This is a genomic window from Neptuniibacter sp. QD37_11 (assembly GCF_047778105.1).
In the GTDB taxonomy this organism is placed as follows: Bacteria; Pseudomonadota; Gammaproteobacteria; order Pseudomonadales; family Balneatricaceae; genus Neptuniibacter.
On the sequence record NZ_CP180552.1, the window covers coordinates 3,391,868 to 3,407,735 of the forward strand.

14 protein-coding genes and 1 riboswitch are annotated in these 15,868 nt (G+C 46.4%); of the genes, 5 read left to right on the forward strand and 9 right to left on the reverse strand.

From position 1 onward, the window contains the following. Positions 1-15: 15 nt before the first annotated feature. The 3 genes from ACMXYT_RS16075 to ACMXYT_RS16085 all read right to left on the reverse strand — a co-directional run bounded on the left by ACMXYT_RS16075 (position 16) and on the right by ACMXYT_RS16085 (position 6,664). Entirely contained in the window at positions 16-3,453 is a 3,438-nt protein-coding gene (locus ACMXYT_RS16075) for a response regulator (RefSeq protein WP_415911669.1), read from the reverse strand. A gap of 125 nt (positions 3,454-3,578) precedes the next feature. Next, positions 3,579-3,887 carry a hypothetical protein gene (locus ACMXYT_RS16080; RefSeq protein WP_415899482.1) on the reverse strand — a complete coding sequence of 103 codons (309 nt, stop codon included), beginning with the start codon at positions 3,885-3,887 and terminating at the stop codon, positions 3,579-3,581. Between the two features lie 34 nt (positions 3,888-3,921). After that, positions 3,922-3,996, reverse strand: a riboswitch (cyclic di-GMP riboswitch). Between the two features lie 79 nt (positions 3,997-4,075). Further along, positions 4,076-6,664, reverse strand: a complete 2,589-nt coding sequence (locus tag ACMXYT_RS16085; RefSeq protein ID WP_415899483.1) for a DUF748 domain-containing protein — start codon at positions 6,662-6,664, stop codon at positions 4,076-4,078. A gap of 409 nt (positions 6,665-7,073) precedes the next feature. On the opposite strand from ACMXYT_RS16085, the gene ACMXYT_RS16090 reads away from it, so the two are divergent. The 3 genes from ACMXYT_RS16090 (at position 7,074) to ACMXYT_RS16100 (ending at position 8,212) form a co-directional block, all read left to right on the forward strand. Then, on the forward strand, positions 7,074-7,196 hold the full coding sequence (locus tag ACMXYT_RS16090; protein WP_415882807.1) for a hypothetical protein: 123 nt from the start codon (positions 7,074-7,076) through the stop codon (positions 7,194-7,196). A gap of 49 nt (positions 7,197-7,245) precedes the next feature. Continuing rightward, on the forward strand, positions 7,246-7,644 hold the full coding sequence (locus ACMXYT_RS16095; protein WP_415882808.1) for a heavy metal-responsive transcriptional regulator: 399 nt from the start codon (positions 7,246-7,248) through the stop codon (positions 7,642-7,644). A 94-nt stretch (positions 7,645-7,738) separates the two neighbouring features. Continuing rightward, positions 7,739-8,212 carry an MEKHLA domain-containing protein gene (locus ACMXYT_RS16100; protein ID WP_415899484.1) on the forward strand — a complete coding sequence of 158 codons (474 nt, stop codon included), beginning with the start codon at positions 7,739-7,741 and terminating at the stop codon, positions 8,210-8,212. A 379-nt stretch (positions 8,213-8,591) separates the two neighbouring features. Here the strand turns inward: ACMXYT_RS16100 and ACMXYT_RS16105 are convergent, their stop codons facing one another. Beyond that, positions 8,592-9,380: a metallophosphoesterase gene (locus ACMXYT_RS16105; protein ID WP_415911670.1), complete on the reverse strand. Its 789-nt coding sequence runs from the start codon at positions 9,378-9,380 to the stop codon at positions 8,592-8,594. A 121-nt stretch (positions 9,381-9,501) separates the two neighbouring features. Here ACMXYT_RS16105 and ACMXYT_RS16110 point away from each other — a divergent pair, with 121 nt between their 5' ends. Further along, positions 9,502-9,807, forward strand: a complete 306-nt coding sequence (locus ACMXYT_RS16110) for a hypothetical protein (RefSeq protein WP_415911671.1) — start codon at positions 9,502-9,504, stop codon at positions 9,805-9,807. 74 nt (positions 9,808-9,881) lie between these two features. Here the strand turns inward: ACMXYT_RS16110 and rpiA are convergent, their stop codons facing one another. Beyond that, a complete protein-coding gene (rpiA, locus tag ACMXYT_RS16115; RefSeq protein WP_415897153.1) occupies positions 9,882-10,553 on the reverse strand; it encodes a ribose-5-phosphate isomerase RpiA in 672 nt (223 codons plus the stop codon). A 171-nt stretch (positions 10,554-10,724) separates the two neighbouring features. Between rpiA and ilvA the strand changes: the two genes are divergently transcribed. Beyond that, positions 10,725-12,242, forward strand: a complete 1,518-nt coding sequence (gene ilvA / locus ACMXYT_RS16120; protein WP_415904669.1) for a threonine ammonia-lyase, biosynthetic — start codon at positions 10,725-10,727, stop codon at positions 12,240-12,242. Here the strand turns inward: ilvA and ACMXYT_RS16125 are convergent. The 4 genes from ACMXYT_RS16125 to ACMXYT_RS16140 form a co-directional block, all read right to left on the reverse strand. Beyond that, on the reverse strand, positions 12,239-13,159 hold the full coding sequence (locus ACMXYT_RS16125; protein ID WP_415911672.1) for an RluA family pseudouridine synthase: 921 nt from the start codon (positions 13,157-13,159) through the stop codon (positions 12,239-12,241). The two genes, ilvA and ACMXYT_RS16125, sit on opposite strands and share 4 nt — an antisense overlap. Positions 13,160-13,211: 52 nt before the next feature. Beyond that, positions 13,212-13,712, reverse strand: coding sequence for a hypothetical protein (locus ACMXYT_RS16130; RefSeq protein ID WP_415889606.1), 501 nt, complete (start codon positions 13,710-13,712; stop codon positions 13,212-13,214). A 171-nt stretch (positions 13,713-13,883) separates the two neighbouring features. After that, positions 13,884-15,281 (reverse strand): TRAP transporter large permease, encoded by a 1,398-nt coding sequence (locus tag ACMXYT_RS16135; RefSeq protein ID WP_415882816.1) that lies wholly within the window; start codon positions 15,279-15,281, stop codon positions 13,884-13,886. Further along, on the reverse strand, positions 15,282-15,866 hold the full coding sequence (locus ACMXYT_RS16140) for a TRAP transporter small permease (protein ID WP_415911673.1): 585 nt from the start codon (positions 15,864-15,866) through the stop codon (positions 15,282-15,284). Between the last annotated feature and the right edge of the window lie 2 nt (positions 15,867-15,868).

Consider the following 15,868-nt stretch of genomic DNA (forward strand, 5'->3'; position numbering starts at 1 on the left):
AAGAGACTCCTTTACTTAACTATGAACACGAGTCCTTAGCTGCTCTAACTCCTTAAGGGCCTGCTCAAATTCAAATTCTTCCGCGGCGATTAATAGTGCCTGTAACTCCGTTTTATAATCATCCGGGCTATTATCAATTAACTCTGACACTGTAGAGGTCGCCCGACTGTTACCCTCTTTGAGAAGCTCTGTAATCTCATCCAAAGCCGCCATAAAAGAGGAATCGCCTTTATTAGTTATAGACGGTTGTAGCGAAGTTGCCTCTTTGGGCCCTAAAGCAACGTCAGAAGTAACAAATGCCGATATGGCACTGCTGAGCTGTTGGGCTTGTACGAGACATTCAGCAATTCGCTCTTTTTCACTTTCAGGGTTTTCACCTCGCAAACCTACTTCCAATTGCTGAGCAAGACTAAATAACTCGGTGCCTCCCAAATTCCCCACTAACCCAGCAAAGGTATGTACCCGATCAGCCGCCTCAACGAATTTTTGATGCTGCCAAAGAGACTGTACCTCAGTGAACGTTTCACCCTGCTCCTCGGCAAACTGCTTTAAGAGTTTGTGATAGAGGCCAAGATTACCATTAACCCGAGCCACTGCTTCTTCACAGTTAAGGCCCTCGATTGTTGGTATCGGACTGGTTGAGGAATGATGCACGATCTTCGGCGTGATCCACTGCGCTAAGGTTTCTAATAGCACCTGCGGCTGTATAGGCTTAGTGATATGCGCATTCATCCCGACCGCTTCGGTGCGCTCGATATCCTCCTGCATCGCATTGGCGGTCATCGCAATAATCGGAACGCTTTGGTAATCCGCAATCTCTCTCAACCTCTGCGTAGCCTCCAGACCATCCATTACTGGCATTTGGATATCCATCAACACCAAATCAAATGGTGTTTCTTGCGCTTGCTCTATCGCCTCCACACCATTGCCCGCCACACTAACCTCTAGACCTAAGCCTGTAAGCATCTCAGTGGCGATCTGTTGATTAATCAGGTTATCTTCCACCAACAAAACATGGGTATGCTTAAACTCTTTGGCAGCTTCGGCTTGCGTTGGAATAACCTTTGGCTGCCGTCCGCCTAGGTCAGCTTTGATATTCAACGCTTTCATTATCGCGCTGAGCAGTAAAGATGGACTCACAGGCTTGAGCAGGAAGCCGTCTAAATCCTCAGCACAGGCTTGATGAAGAATCCCCTCCCGATGATGCGCGGTAACCATCACGACCGCGGGAACCGGCTGGCTTGGGTTCAACGCTTTGATCTGTTTTGCACATTCAAAGCCGTCCAAGCCCGGCATATGCCAATCGATCAGAAGGAGATCATAAGGAGGTTCGTCACTGTCACTTACCCGCTGCAGTTCAGCAATCGCTTCTTCTCCCGAACTTAAGGCATAACCGTACATACCGAAGTTACACACTAGCGAGCTCAGCACATCACGAGATGCAGAGCTGTCATCCACAATCAAAACACGGGTGCCTTGCAGGCGTTTAGCAGGGTTTTCGGTGGCGAGATCAATTTCAGCCAATTCAAACTCACTGGTAAACGCAAAGCAGGAGCCGTGGCCCGTTTCGCTACTCACCGTGATTTCACCACCCATCAACTCAACTAGTTGTTTACTGATCACTAAGCCTAGACCTGAACCACCATATCGACGGGTGGTTGATGCATCCGCCTGACCAAAGCTTTTAAAGAGTCTTGCTTGTTCCTCTACAGATAAACCAATACCGGAGTCAGTCACACTAAACTGCAACCGCACCTTACCGCTCTCTCTCGAAACTTCTTCCACCTTGATTGAGATCTCGCCTTGCTCGGTAAACTTAATGGCATTGCCCACAAGATTCGTCAGCACTTGCCCTAAGCGTAAGGGATCGCCTCGTAGTTGACGCGGAAGCTCCCAAGGGTGAAAAAGTAGGATCTCTAAGCCTTTTTCCTCAGCTTTAAGACGCAGTAAATCACATAAATGTTCCAGCACATCGTCCAAAGAGAAGTCGATGGTTTCGACACTCATCCGCCCCGCTTCGATCTTAGACAGATCAAGAATATCGTTAATCACACGGAGCAAGTTATGCCCCGCCATTTGGATTTTTCTTAGGTAATCATGCTGCTGATCGGTTAGCTCCGTTTGCAGAGCAAGATGACTAAACCCAACCACCGCATTCATCGGCGTACGGATCTCATGACTCATATTGGCGAGAAATTCAGATTTGGATTTGGTGGCCGCTTCGGCTTCAGCTTTGGCCTGCTCCAATTGCTGCTGGGCTTTTTTCTGACCGCTGATATCTACCACCCAGAACAGGATCTGGCGTTCATCCTGAAAGAAGATCCGCTCCCAAGTTAATAGTGCCCAGAACACCGATCCATCCCTACGCACTAGTTCAACCTCAGTGGTGCTGACGCGGCCATGCTTGCGATATTCTTGAGCAAAGAATTCTCGGTCCTCATCATGTAGCCAACTGTTTTCAGGATTATGCTGTAGCCAAGACTCGATACTAAAACCAAACATATTGGCGCAGGTCTGATTTGAGTAACTCAGTTGATGCTCAACAGGGTTATATACACTCACCGCGATCGGGCTAGTTTCGAGAATATTGCGCAAGTAACTGTGACTCTTTTCTAGGGCTTGCTGACTTAAGGTCAGCTCTTGAGTACGCTCTTTGACCTTCTCTTCTAGCTTGCCTTTGTATTCCCTCTCGCTTTGTAAAAGTTGATTTCGCTCTCTAAGCAAGGCCTTAAGTTCCGCCTCAGCGCTGTTTAGATCATGGAACTGTTTAGTTAATCCTTGCTGCATCCGATTGATAGCATCAGCGACCACATCAAATTCATCAGGATCTTCTTGATCTTGGGGTTTGGAGAGTTTCAGTGGTTTGTTCTCGCCCTCTAATTCCCACCTAGATACATATTCAGTCACCGTCCCTAAGTGCCGGGTCACACGCAACCACATCAATAGCATGATAAAACCCGCAACTATTGCGGTTTTCACACCATTACTAATCAGAATAACGCTGGCTCGGTTGATCAACCTCTCATAAACATTATCGATACTGGCCGTTACTACCAGCGCACCAAGATAGATAGGATCGGCTTGGTTTACTCGCAAAAATTCTAGGGGGTAAACATGCTCTCGAGAGTTATCAGAGATCTTATCGCCAAACTCCCATACGCCACCTTGTTCATCTCTGATCACTACATGCTCTATATCTGGCAGCTGCTGTAAGCCTTCTAGATGCACACCAATCTGGGCGCCATCCATCGACCATAAGCCAAGGGATAAAGGAGGGACATGCGATCTTTCTATATCAACAAATTGCTGTTCAATGCGGCTGATATCAGCGTGATAGTCGAACGCTAACTGCACGCTGGTCGTGATCAACGTAAAACAGGAGCTAAATAAAATTACCTGTATCGCAAACTGTTTACCCAGACGTCCTGATATCGCTTGTTTAAGCCGTCTCATCCAGCGCCTCGCAATCGAAAGATCCTTGCATGAGTTTAGTTCAGCTGCAGAATTTCGTTGCGAGAAAGGGCGAATTTCGCGCAAAAGGCACGAAATTCAGCCAACGAGTTTATACCCTGTAAAATCTACTTTTTATTTCGCGCCAACATTAAGAAGGCTAGGTATAAACGACTTTTACGATTAGGTTTAGCGGCTAGCTTGTTTTGATCCTGTTCAGAAGAAGTGACGGACCTGAAGTAATGGCCACTAAAGCAAAAGATGGGGGATTTGAGCCCAAAATGCCAATCATCTTGGGCAGCTAATTGTGTAAAAATTGAAGAAGGTAAAGACGTGGGTAGATGTGTGGGCGCAGTATCCATTGCACTCACTGAATGAGATGCAAGCGCCAGAGCCATCCCTGCGACACAGCCGAATAGTGGTTTTGCAAACAACATAACGACAACCTCAGCAGAAGCGAGAGTTTTTATCGTCGGCGGTCCGGCCATCCCATAGGGACCCGTAACTTTGCGTCGCCCAATTGCTTGGGTTTTGCCTTTTCGAGAGTTAATCCCGCGAAAAAACAGATCCTGTTCACCCTAAGCTGTCGGCGGCTTGTGCAAAAGCTAAAGATCCCTTTGGCTTTTTATAATCCTAAACTTACCTGCGGTTTAAGTTTTTGTTTCAGATCCACTTTTGGATAGCAGCTAAACAGGCGCTCAATATCGATACCATCTTTCGACAACGCAGCTTTCACAACATCGCTACGGTCTTGCGCTAACTGCTGCAGCTTTGGTGTCACTTCTGCCTGAAGTTGTTCCTCGGGTAGAGGCTTTTTGCGCTTAGCATTTTCAGCCAAAATCTGTTGCCATATAGCTGGCTGGTCTTCAGCAACAGCAAGGCCACAGATATTCATCCGCATGCCCTTTCGTTCCTGCATCATCTGGGTCAATTTCGACAGATAAGCTGAAGATTCAGAATTAAGCGTGGCACCCGCCACGTCGAAGTAGACCGGTTGCAGAGTAATGAACGAGCCTTTCTCTTGTGCATCCATCACCATCTTGCCGATCGAAATCAACGTACCGAAAGGCTGTAGTGCTTTGGTTAGATAACCCATGGCTGCACTCTTCAAACCTTTACCCGCAAGCTTATTAATTACGGTCTGATAGCCAAACTGAGGATCATCCAAAGAGCCATCAATTGGGATCTCTAAATCAATATTGTCATCGTTATCCTGCAGGATCATCAATGCCGTTCCTAGAGGCATCGATACCTTCTGATCAAACTCGCCACTACGCTCACTATTTCTCGCTTCAACATCGAGTTTGTTCAAACGAATATCGGTATCACCCTTGAGTTTACGACCTTTAATAGTGCCTTTTGTGGTTAAGCTAAGCTGACCACTCTGCAAGTAATAACCGGTGTATTCAAGCGAGTAAGGACTTACTTGCGGAAGTTCAAGGCCTTTAATTTTGGCATCCCAATGACCACCGAAATTACCACTAAATAGCTCAATAGCGCCCTTGGCATTAATGGTGGACAACTTGTTTTTAGCCTTCAGATCAAACGCCGTTTTACCTTTGGAACCGGTATCTAGATTACTCAAAGCGAGGCGCTGAATTGTTAGATTGGTTTTAAAAGCAGGTTTAACCCCACCATCGACAATTTGGATTGGATTGCTGCCACTGACACGCAGTTTGTTCAGCTTAACTCTGATTGGCTTGCTTGCTTGTTTCTCGGCTTCTTTCGCTGATGTGGTAGCCTTTTCCTCACCGCTAGATAGCTGAGCTAATAACCAATCCAGATCAGTCAACTGACGCTTAGATGACAACAGCACCCGCGTTTTGCTATCACTCAACTGCACAGAGTTAATACTCAGTTCGCTTTGCTGTTTAAACTTAATATCATCGGCCGTGATTGCTCCCCACTGGGTAAATACCCCGCCATTACCCTGAACGTTGAGTTTCTCGGTTTCAAGCTTACCTAGACTGATATCGTTAACGTCTCGTAGTTGTGCCTGAGTTAAGCGCAAAGTAGCCAGACTAATCAGTTCCTGCTGCCCTTTAGACAAAGCAAAGTTTTGCAGAGCAACTGTAGGGATATTAGCCTGCCAGTTTTTCATATCAGCAGTCTGCACAGCACCGCGCGCCAATACACCATTGATATTGATAGTCTGCCCCGCTTGATTCAGCGCAATGCCTTCCGCTTTTAAAACCAGATCCTTAAGGGTCAGTTTTTGCAGCCCTTCCATCTCGACTGCAGAGACCAAATCGGCCCCTTTTAAATTGACCGTTTGCCCGCCTTGATCAAGCTGCAAACCTGCCACTTTGATTTGGCCTGCAGTTTTTAGCTGTTTTAGTTCACCCGCTAAAACGCCCAAATCAACATCACCTTTCCAAGCTAGTGAGTTTTGTTTTAGCGCCATATTATCTTGGCGGAACTTCAAACCACGTAACTTAACGCTGCCTTTTTGTTTTACCTGTAATAACTGATTAGTCAGGTTTGTGCGTACATTTAGATCGAGATCCATATCCAGATGGCCACGAAGTTCAGGCATAAATACTGCCGTGACACTGTGGATAGGGAAGTTATTTAACTTAACTTTGATCTCAGAACTCTTCTCTTCAGGAAGAGGCTTGGACTGGGACTGCAATACGATTGGCGCACCGTTTAAAGAGCCATCAAGATCCAAGGCAACCGGCTGATCCTGATCCCAAAGGTAGAAGTCGGCGATACGTCCTGTTTTCAATTGCAGCTTATGCGTCTGGTCATCTAACTCTGCTTGCCAGTTGATCGCTTGAAGATTTAACTGCGCTAAACCAAAGCTCCAATTTGAAGGAGGCTCTTCTGGCTTTTCCTCAACCTCTACTTCTTCGGACTTAAATTGGTTCAGATCGATTGGACCTAGCCAAAGTGCCTGCTCTTTCTGACGAACACCTAAATTAATGCCAGCAAGGCTCAGATCAGAAATTAAGATACGTTCTTGCTGAAGCTGCTCATAATCCAGATCAACCGAGAGACTATCTACCTGCAGAGGCGGCTTTTCTGCAGCTTCCGCTTTAAGACCTTTAATATTGATACGGCCTTCAAACCACTCTACTTCTAAAGCTGATAACTGAGCTTTATCCGCACCATTGTTCAGTAACCACAGCACCACCTGATCTCGCACCAATAGAGGCAAGTTATGTAGTAACAGAGCAACCAAAACGATAACAACCAGAAGAAAACGCAACATAGTCCCTTTTCGCCAGACGAGCTAATAACCTCTCTATCATAATCCAGTTTCATGAATAGAAAGCGAATCTTTAGGATAGAAACTCAAAAAACAGCATAAGTTTAGTGAAAAATTGAAACCGACCGAAAAGTCCCTACAGTTTGTAATGATACCTTGACGCTATTACAGTCCCTAAGGACGATTTATTCTGGCTATTAAAAACTTTCTACTCTTGATAAAATTGCCCACGTTTTTGAAGCCTTAGCGCTTCCGACAAGACAGTTCTATGCACATAAACTTTTGCGCGATTTAAATCGATTGCAATAAACCTGGAACCAGAAGCTCTTAAGGGCTCATCAGCAGGTGAAGTCAAATGCTGTGACTTCAATGATCGATCAAAATCCGCATGCCTGACATTAGGGTGACTTCGATGGCAGATCATGACGAAAACTTCCGCGATTCTTCAGGTTTCTCCTGGATCATCATTAACTTGATCGCTATGGCGTGGATCACTATGCCTGCTAGCATCGCACTGAGCCGCGTTACTCTGTAATCGCCTCAGCCTGTTTGAGCTGTTTCGGTTGCTGTGTTAAACAGGAACTATGAAACAGCTCAAAATTGGACAAGTCGCAAAACAATCCGGCATCAGCGTAGAAACCGTTCGTTATTACGAACAGCGCGGCCTTATCCCCGAACCCGACCGCCTTCCTTCCGGTTATAGGGTCTACCCGGAAACTATCCTACAACGTCTACACTTTATCCATCGCTGCAAAGACCTTGGCTTTTCGCTGCAAGAAATTAGCGAGCTCCTGTCGCTACAGACCGACCCGACCACCAGCTCTGCACTGGTAAAACAGCAGGTCGAACATAAGATCGCGTTAGTCAAAACCAAGATCAGCGAACTACAAAAGATCGAGCACTCATTAGAGCAGCTCTCCAATAGTTGCTGCGGGGAAGGTACTGTCTCGGACTGCCCAATTATCGACTTTTTGAAGCACTAGAAATCGCCATCACAACGGAGACTTGCGAGTAAGGCAAAAAATCCCCAAGATTAGTGTTCAATAAGATCTATACGACACAGATGACCCCAACACCATGAACAAACCTTGCTCCGAGAACAACTTCGCCGCAGAACAAGCAGAGCGACTATTAAGCAGCTTTGAACGCCTTACCGGAAAATCACTGATTCCATCAGACACCAGCAGTGATCAACGTGCTCAAGCACTATATAACGCAGCTCATCCCGTACTTTCCCACAATGCTAATGAAGATCCCTTGCTTAACTACTCCAACGCCAAAGGTATGGAGCAGTTCGAAATCCAATGGGAAGAGCTAATCAAACTACCATCACGCTATACCGCTGAACCACAAACCCAAGAAGAACGAAACCGCTTACTTAAAGCCGTAACCGACCATGGCTTTATTGATGATTACCAAGGCGTACGTATCTCAGCTAAAGGTAACCGCTTTATGGTTGAAGAGGCGATCGTTTGGAACGTTATCGACGAGAACGGTGTTTACTGGGGGCAAGGTGCGGTTTTGTATAAATGCAGGGCTTTGGTGGAGTAACATCTGAGCGGCTAGTCGATTGTGGTTAGACGCTGCGCTTGCTAGAACGGCTTCGCCTAACAGAAACAGTTTATGTAGGGTGTAATAACGGAGCGTATTACACCGCTTTTCTAAACCACTCAGCATCCATTGCCTATGAACTGTTGTGACAAACTAAACGACTTATATACAGTAAACTCAATTCACGAAATTTCGGAGCTAGACGGAAAACTAGCTATGGCATCTTCCGATATCGAAAATCACTCTGCAACCTTTAGATGTGGGAACTGTGGAAAGCTCTGGGTAGTGGAGAATTTAGGCAAGCGTAACGGTAAGCCTCTGAAGATTTATAAACATCGATAAGGCCTCCTTCAGGTTACATATAATTTAACCCTTCGTTTTATAAATCTATGACCTTCTTGAATGTAAAATCAGAGCATTCAGGCGGATCAGATAAGCGCCGCCGATATCCCATCTGATTACTAACCATACGAAATCCGGCCTTAGACTGTTGATCTAGGTTGGCATGAGTGTGTCCAAAACAAGCCAACTCTATTTTACCTTTAAACAGAGGTTCAAGTGCAGACCAATAACTTCCAGCAACTTCATCTACAGCAAATTGCGGATGCTGACACTCTCTCGATATTCCATGATGAGTCAGTAGTACCGTTTTGCCGTGAAAAGGTTCCACCAATTTTCCAAGCAACCAAGCTTTATGTGCTTGATGAACTGCTAACGCATCCTTGGGGGTAAAAAAGCGTTTTTCTGCATTGCTCGACGATATATGTATTTTTCGATAATCCTTAATACGAGATTTCACTACCGCTAAGTTACTCGAAGTATCTCCGTAAGCGGAAAAATCACTCCATAAAGTGCAGCCTAAAAAGCGATAGTTGCCCACGATCAACTCATCACAATTGAGTAGACTCACCAAAGTACCAGCAGCGACTGTTCGTAGCCTCTTATCAAGCTGATTTATGTCATGACCGTAATACTCGTGATTTCCTGGCACATAGAGCCCCTTTATACCTAAGCGTTCACATTGCTCAATTGCCCAACATATCCCCTGCTCTCCGGTACCTATATCGCCTAAAAACAGGATCATATCTGCAATCGTATTTGGAATATGTAGTTCTTCGCCGTTAGTAATAATTTCTAGATGTATATCTGAGAGGGGTAATAGCTTCATTAACTAGCCCGTATAAAAAGTAAACTCTTGCCCTGTGACCAATAACGCTCAGCTTAATTCCATGTATCTCAGGCTAATGGTAGTCTTTGCAGCTCAAGATAAATAAACAAGATGTAACACCATGAAAACCACCGATGCCGATACTCTAGGCTTTGATCTAGTTGGGCCTACACCACCAAATACCAATGCTGCACAATCGGAAAGCCCGGAACAGCGCATTGCGCGTACAGCGATTGAAGTCGCGTTGTTATTTAAAGGGCAGGAAGTACATCTACGTGATATTAAATTAAATGCAGATGGCACTCTGAAGGGTGAGGTTTCTGGTTTTTCGAATGTCTGTGCGAGAGAGTTTGAAGGCGTACGTTTTGGTCAAAGTCTATCCTTCCGCTATCAACATATTCAGCACTCGACGCGAAAAGATCCTTAAACAAAAAAACCTGCCGTAGGCAGGTTTTTTTTCTAGCAAGCGCAGCGTCTAACTACTAGACGCTAGCAAATGCATTAAAGCTTGATAGTTTCTACACCTTCAGGCGTACCCATCAATACAACGTCAGCACCGCGGTTGGCGAACAAGCCGTTAGTTACAACACCGACGATGTTGTTTAGCTGAGTTTCTAGCTGTTTAGGATTCATGATCTCCATATCGTGAACGTCTAGAATCACGTTACCGTTATCAGTCGTGAAGCCTTCACGCCATTCTGGCATACCATCTAGTTTTACCAATTCACGCGCTACTTGAGAGCGAGCCATTGGGATCACTTCTACAGGTAGTGGGAATTCGCCAAGAATATCGACTTTCTTAGTGCTATCTACGATGCAAACAAACTCTTTAGCAACTGCCGCAACAATCTTTTCGCGCGTTAGGGCACCGCCACCACCTTTCACAAGGTTCAGACCAGAGTCGAACTCGTCAGCACCATCAACATACACTTCCATCTCAGCAACAGAGTTCATGTCGTACACTTCGATACCGTGGCCTTTTAAGCGTTCAGCTGTAGCTTCAGAGCTCGCTACTGCACCTTCGAACAAGTGCTTAATTTCAGCTAAAGCATCAATGAAGAAGTTGGCAGTAGAACCTGTGCCCACACCCACAATACTGTCTTCATTTAGTTTAGGTTTGATGTACTCCACAGCAGCTTCAGCAACTGCTTTTTTCATCTCGTCCTGGGTCATGTTAGGCACCTGTTTTATGCATGTCGGAAAACAACCGGGGTTTTCACTAAAATATGTAAGAATTACGCTAAATTATACGCAGCTTTAGTGACCTATTGTAGACGTAACAGGGCGTTTCCCTTTACCATTTCCCGCTTACTTTTATTCAGACGAAACATTAGGCGAAATATCATGCCAGATAGATATATCAAAAAAATCCTCGAGGCCCGCGTTTACGACGTGGCGATCGAAACTCCACTGGATGAAGCAAAAGGTCTTTCTGAGCGTCTGAATAACCGAATTATGCTAAAGCGTGAAGATGAACAGCCTGTGTTCTCCTTCAAGCTGCGCGGCGCTTATAACAAACTATCGCAGCTCACCGAGGAAGAACGCGCTTGTGGTGTTGTTGCAGCTTCCGCGGGTAACCACGCTCAAGGCTTAGCAATGTCCGCGAAACACTTAGGTGTTAAAGCGACCATCGTCATGCCAAAAACTACGCCGGACGTAAAAGTGAACAACGTACGTCGTCTTGGCGGCAAAGTGGTACTTCACGGCGATGCTTACGACGATGCAGCGGCTCACGCTCAGAAGCTGGTTGAAGAAAAGGGCATGACTTACGTTCACCCCTTTGATGATCCCGATGTCATCGCGGGTCAAGGCACGGTTGCAATGGAGATCCTACGTCAGGAATCCGGCCCAATCGAAGCGATCTTTGTCCCAGTTGGTGGCGGCGGCCTCGTTGCTGGTATTGCTGCGTACGTTAAATATCTTCGCCCTGAAACTAAGGTTATCGGCGTAGAATCCGAAGATTCTGCGTGCCTAAAAGCCGCGTTGGATGCAGGTAAGCGTGTCACTTTGGATCAGGTGGGCATCTTTGCCGACGGTGTTGCTGTAGCAATCATCGGCGAAAACACTTTTGAAGTAGCGAAGAAATACGTTGATGATGTCATTACTGTATCAACGGATGAGATCTGCGCTGCGATTAAAGATATCTACGACGATACTCGCTCTATCTGCGAGCCTGCAGGTGCACTAGGCGTTGCCGGTATGAAAAAGTATGTTGCTCGTGAAGAGATCAGCGATAAAACGCTTATCGCAATCGACTCGGGCGCCAACGTAAACTTCGACCGTTTGCGTCATATCGCTGAACGTTCCGAACTCGGTGAACAGCGTGAAGCGATTATCGCCGCACGCATCCCTGAGAAACCGGGTAGCTTTAAAAAGTTCTGCTCAGCGCTAGGCAACCGCAATATCACTGAGTTTAACTACCGCTATAGCGATGATAGCAATGCTATCGTCTTTGCAGGTATTCAGCTAAAAGCCGGTGGTGATGGCCGCGAAGAAGTGGTCAGCGAACTACGTGAAAAAGAGTACGAAGTTGAAGATCTAAGCGAAAACGAGATCGCTAAAATTCACGTCCGTTATATGGTCGGTGGTCATGCGCCAGCAACGCTGGAAAACGAAGTGATCTACCGTTTTGAATTTCCAGAGCGCCCAGGCGCACTGATGAACTTCCTGAAAAAGTTGGGTGGAAAATGGAACATCTCAATGTTCCACTACCGCAACCACGGTGCCGCTTACGGTCGCGTATTGGTAGGTATGCAAGTGCCTGAAGCTGAACGTGATCAAGTGGGCACTTTCTTGGAAGAGATCGGCTACAACTACTGGGAAGAAACTGATAACGCAGCTTATAAGCTGTTCTTAGGTTAATCCCTGCTATCAACCCTGATGGTCACTGACTGGTCATCAGGGTTAATGTCCACCCTTACCGCAGTCAGCCTCTGATACTCAGAACCTAACTCTGCAAAATCTGCATTCCCTAACTCTTTGTCCAACCGTTTCAAATAATACTGACCACCTTTGGAATAAATCTTATCGCCAATAATCGAGTGGCCTAGATGTGCTAAATGCGCCCTAATTTGGTGTTTCCTTCCGGTAATTAACTCGCACTCAATCAAGCTTTTACCCTCGTCCTTTCGCAAGACCCGAAACAAAGTTTGGCTCTGTTTAGGCTTGGGGTACAAGTCTGATTCGGCTTGGTCCACCACATACATCTGACTGCGAATCGGGCTACCAACTTTTTCCGATAGCTCACATTCGTAGCTGAGTTCATCCCATTCAGGAATGCCCTCTACCCAAGCGTGATAGATTTTTTTGCTGATCAGTTTATCTAAACGCGGCTTCCACTTTTTATCCGCCACTTTGTTTTTGGCTAGCAGAATGATGCCTGCGGTCTCGGTATCAAGACGATGCAACAGGTGCGCATCCTCATAGGCTGTCTGACGACGAACAAGAGAGATTAGCGTGTCATATAAATTTCGAGTGGTACGGCTCACAGGCAGCAGATGGGGCTTAAATACAGCTAGAATTTCGTCGTCTTCCCAGAGTTTGCGCCAATGGGTATCAATAGGCTCTTCATAATGATCTGGCAGGGATACAACTATCTGCTGCCCTACTGCTAGGGCTTGGTTTGTAGAAGCAATCTGGCCATCGACAGAGATAAAACCCTCAGCGAATAGCTGCGGCAGTTGTGCTTGATGAAGACTGGCTAAACGCGTGGATAAGAAGCAGGAAACGGTTGGGGCTGCTGAATAAACTGTAAAATCCAAGACAAAGCCATCAGCCATGATTCCCTCCTAGCCACTAACAAGCGCAGCGTCTAGCAACAGGCTAGTCGCTTTAAGGCATCTCTGGCGAGTGCTCAAACCCTTCGCTAAAGAACGCTTTTATAGAGAAAAGCAGCAGTGAAGTTAGGCCCCAGATCAGACCAGTAACTACGCCAAGGTCAACAATGCCGCGCCATGGCTGCTCTAGTTGATGTACTAGCAAGACCATAGAGATGATGCCCAGCGTTAGGCAGTAAGTAACGATCATACGTTTACGAACGATCGAGAAGAATCCCATGCAAAACAGGGGCGCAAAGACAAAACGGACCGGAGAGACATTCTGAGAAAGATACAGAATTCGAGCCGCCACACGCGGTGACCACGCTTGTTGAAAGCCGCGATAGCCTTCGGCAAAACCCATAAAGATCACGCTAAATGCTAATGCCGCCCAGTGATACCAAGAGAGATCATAGTTAAAGGTTTGTAGACCTATATCGCTAAGACGATAGATCGCGCTGCCTATTAACAGGAAAATACCGCTGATACCCCATAGCGCTGCTATATAACCAATCACTCTATCTGTCTCTTTTATAACCAATGCATTAGATGCGGCGATTATACCCTCGCCAGCGATAGAGCCCAAATTTAAGACAAAAAAAACCACCGCGAGCGGTGGTTAAAGCACTAATCAACAGTTTAAACGGGGGAGAAGCTCCCCCCTTGAGTGAGGTTGATTCGGTAAAACTTAATAGCCTTTCAAGTGATCGATATATTCCGGTAGGAATAGAGAGATCTGCGGCACATAAGTGATAAGCATTAAGAAGCCTAACAGTAGGCATAGCCATGGTAGGCAGGCCTTGATAACCCAGACCATGTTCTGCCCGGTTATCCCGGCGGTTACAAAGAGGTTGAGTCCCACCGGTGGGGTGAGCATCCCGATCTCCATGTTTACAACCATGATGATACCTAGGTGAATTGGGTCGATACCTAGCTGCGTTGCGATTGGGAACAAGATCGGCGCCATGATCAATAGGATCGCTGATGGCTCCATGAAGTTACCCGCAATCAGTAGCAAGATGTTTACTACGATCAGGAAGCCCCAGGCTGGTAGACCCCAAGCTAGAATCTGCTCTGCAATCGTGTGTGGAATACGCTCTGTCGTAAGAACGTGTGCAAACAACATTGCGTTAGCAATGATGAATAGCAGCATCATCGACACTTTAGACGCATCGATCAGTACTTTACGTACTTCTGGATCGTTAACAGATTTTGGTAGCGCCCAAAGCATTTGTAGCGCATTACGAATAGCAGCAGTGATTAGGTTCTCGCCATCTTTCTTCCATGGCACACCTTTCATCGGGCCAATATCACGGTAACCCATTACCGCAATAAAATAGCCGTATACTGCAGCTACTGCTGCCGCTTCCGTTGGAGATGCCACACCACCGTAGATAGAACCTAGTACGATGAAGATCAGCATCAAACCACCCATCGCGATTAGGCCAGACTTAGCCAACGCGCGGAAACCTGGGAACGGCTGAGATGGGAGACCTTTAACACGCGCAACGATGTAGATAGCGATCATTAGGATCAGACCCATCATTAGACCCGGGATGAAACCCGCCATAAACATACGTGAAGCCGAAACTTCAGTCGCCGCAGCGTATACCAGCATTACGATAGACGGTGGGATCAAGATACCCAAAGTACCCGCATTCGCGATTACACCAGCAGCGAAAGACTGTGGGTAACCAGAACGCACCATACCCGCGATACAGATAGTACCGATCGCTGCCACTGTTGCTGGAGATGAACCAGATACCGCAGCAAATAGCATACACGCCATTACCGACGCCATCGCCAGACCGCCTCGGATATGACCCACGGTATCAACCGCGAAGTTAATCAAACGTTTTGCTACCCCCCCGGTAGACAAGAACGCAGAGGACAGGATGAAGAACGGGATCGCTAGTAGCGTGTAATGTTCTGAAGTCGCCTCAAACAGTTTCAATGCAATCGATGCAAGCGAGTCATTTGAGAACAACAAAATAGTGGTTACAGAAGATAGGCCCAATGCGATAGCAATCGGCATACCGATGATCATGCACCCAAACAGAGTGATAAACAGTACAGCAATAGTCATTTATTTATCCTCCTGCTTTTTTTGATTTTGGCTGTCATTAGGATCGCCCAAAGCGGTGCCTTTCAACTCGTTAGCGATCTCCATTGACTCTTCTGCTTCATCTGCGAAGTGGAAGCCATCAGCTTCTTTAGTTAGAACTTTCCAGCCCAGCTCTAAGAAGCGAATGATCAATAGAACAAAACCGATCACCAAAATACTCATTGGGATCCATTTCGGTACCGGAAGATCTTCCAGCTCGATACCGATCATCTTCATCTTGCTGATGTAGATCCAAGAGCCATACAAGAACAGTCCGCAGTAAACCAAGCACAGGCCAACAGCAACCAAAGTGACTAACCGATGCGTGTTTTCAGGCATCAGTTTTACAAAAACATCCACGCCGATATGGGCACCTACTTTGACACCATAAGAAGCACCAAAGAGTACAAACCATGCAGCGAGTAAAAGGGTCACTTCCTGTGCCCAATGGATACCGGCGTTAAAACCAAAGCGCGCTACCACTTCAGCAAATACCAGTAATGTCATTGAAACTAGAAGCAGGGATAAAAAGCCCTCTTCCAATTTTGTTACAAGATTACGAACCATAT

Bases quoted from the DNA above. Each gene is read 5' to 3' on its own strand.
- ACMXYT_RS16075 (WP_415911669.1), bottom strand. From the start codon at position 3,453: ATGAGACGGCTTAAACAAGCGATATCAGGACGTCTGGGTAAACAGTTT.
- ACMXYT_RS16110 (WP_415911671.1), top strand. From the start codon at position 9,502: ATGAAAACCACCGATGCCGATACTCTAGGCTTTGATCTAGTTGGGCCT.
- ACMXYT_RS16140 (WP_415911673.1), bottom strand. From the start codon at position 15,866: ATGGTTCGTAATCTTGTAACAAAATTGGAAGAGGGCTTTTTATCCCTG.
- ACMXYT_RS16135 (WP_415882816.1), bottom strand. From the start codon at position 15,281: ATGACTATTGCTGTACTGTTTATCACTCTGTTTGGGTGCATGATCATC.
- ACMXYT_RS16095 (WP_415882808.1), top strand. From the start codon at position 7,246: ATGAAACAGCTCAAAATTGGACAAGTCGCAAAACAATCCGGCATCAGC.
- ACMXYT_RS16090 (WP_415882807.1), top strand. From the start codon at position 7,074: ATGGCAGATCATGACGAAAACTTCCGCGATTCTTCAGGTTTCTCCTGG.
- ACMXYT_RS16080 (WP_415899482.1), bottom strand. From the start codon at position 3,887: ATGTTGTTTGCAAAACCACTATTCGGCTGTGTCGCAGGGATGGCTCTG.
- rpiA (WP_415897153.1), bottom strand. From the start codon at position 10,553: ATGACCCAGGACGAGATGAAAAAAGCAGTTGCTGAAGCTGCTGTGGAG.
- ilvA (WP_415904669.1), top strand. From the start codon at position 10,725: ATGCCAGATAGATATATCAAAAAAATCCTCGAGGCCCGCGTTTACGAC.
- ACMXYT_RS16125 (WP_415911672.1), bottom strand. From the start codon at position 13,159: ATGGCTGATGGCTTTGTCTTGGATTTTACAGTTTATTCAGCAGCCCCA.
- ACMXYT_RS16085 (WP_415899483.1), bottom strand. From the start codon at position 6,664: ATGTTGCGTTTTCTTCTGGTTGTTATCGTTTTGGTTGCTCTGTTACTA.
- ACMXYT_RS16100 (WP_415899484.1), top strand. From the start codon at position 7,739: ATGAACAAACCTTGCTCCGAGAACAACTTCGCCGCAGAACAAGCAGAG.
- ACMXYT_RS16105 (WP_415911670.1), bottom strand. From the start codon at position 9,380: ATGAAGCTATTACCCCTCTCAGATATACATCTAGAAATTATTACTAAC.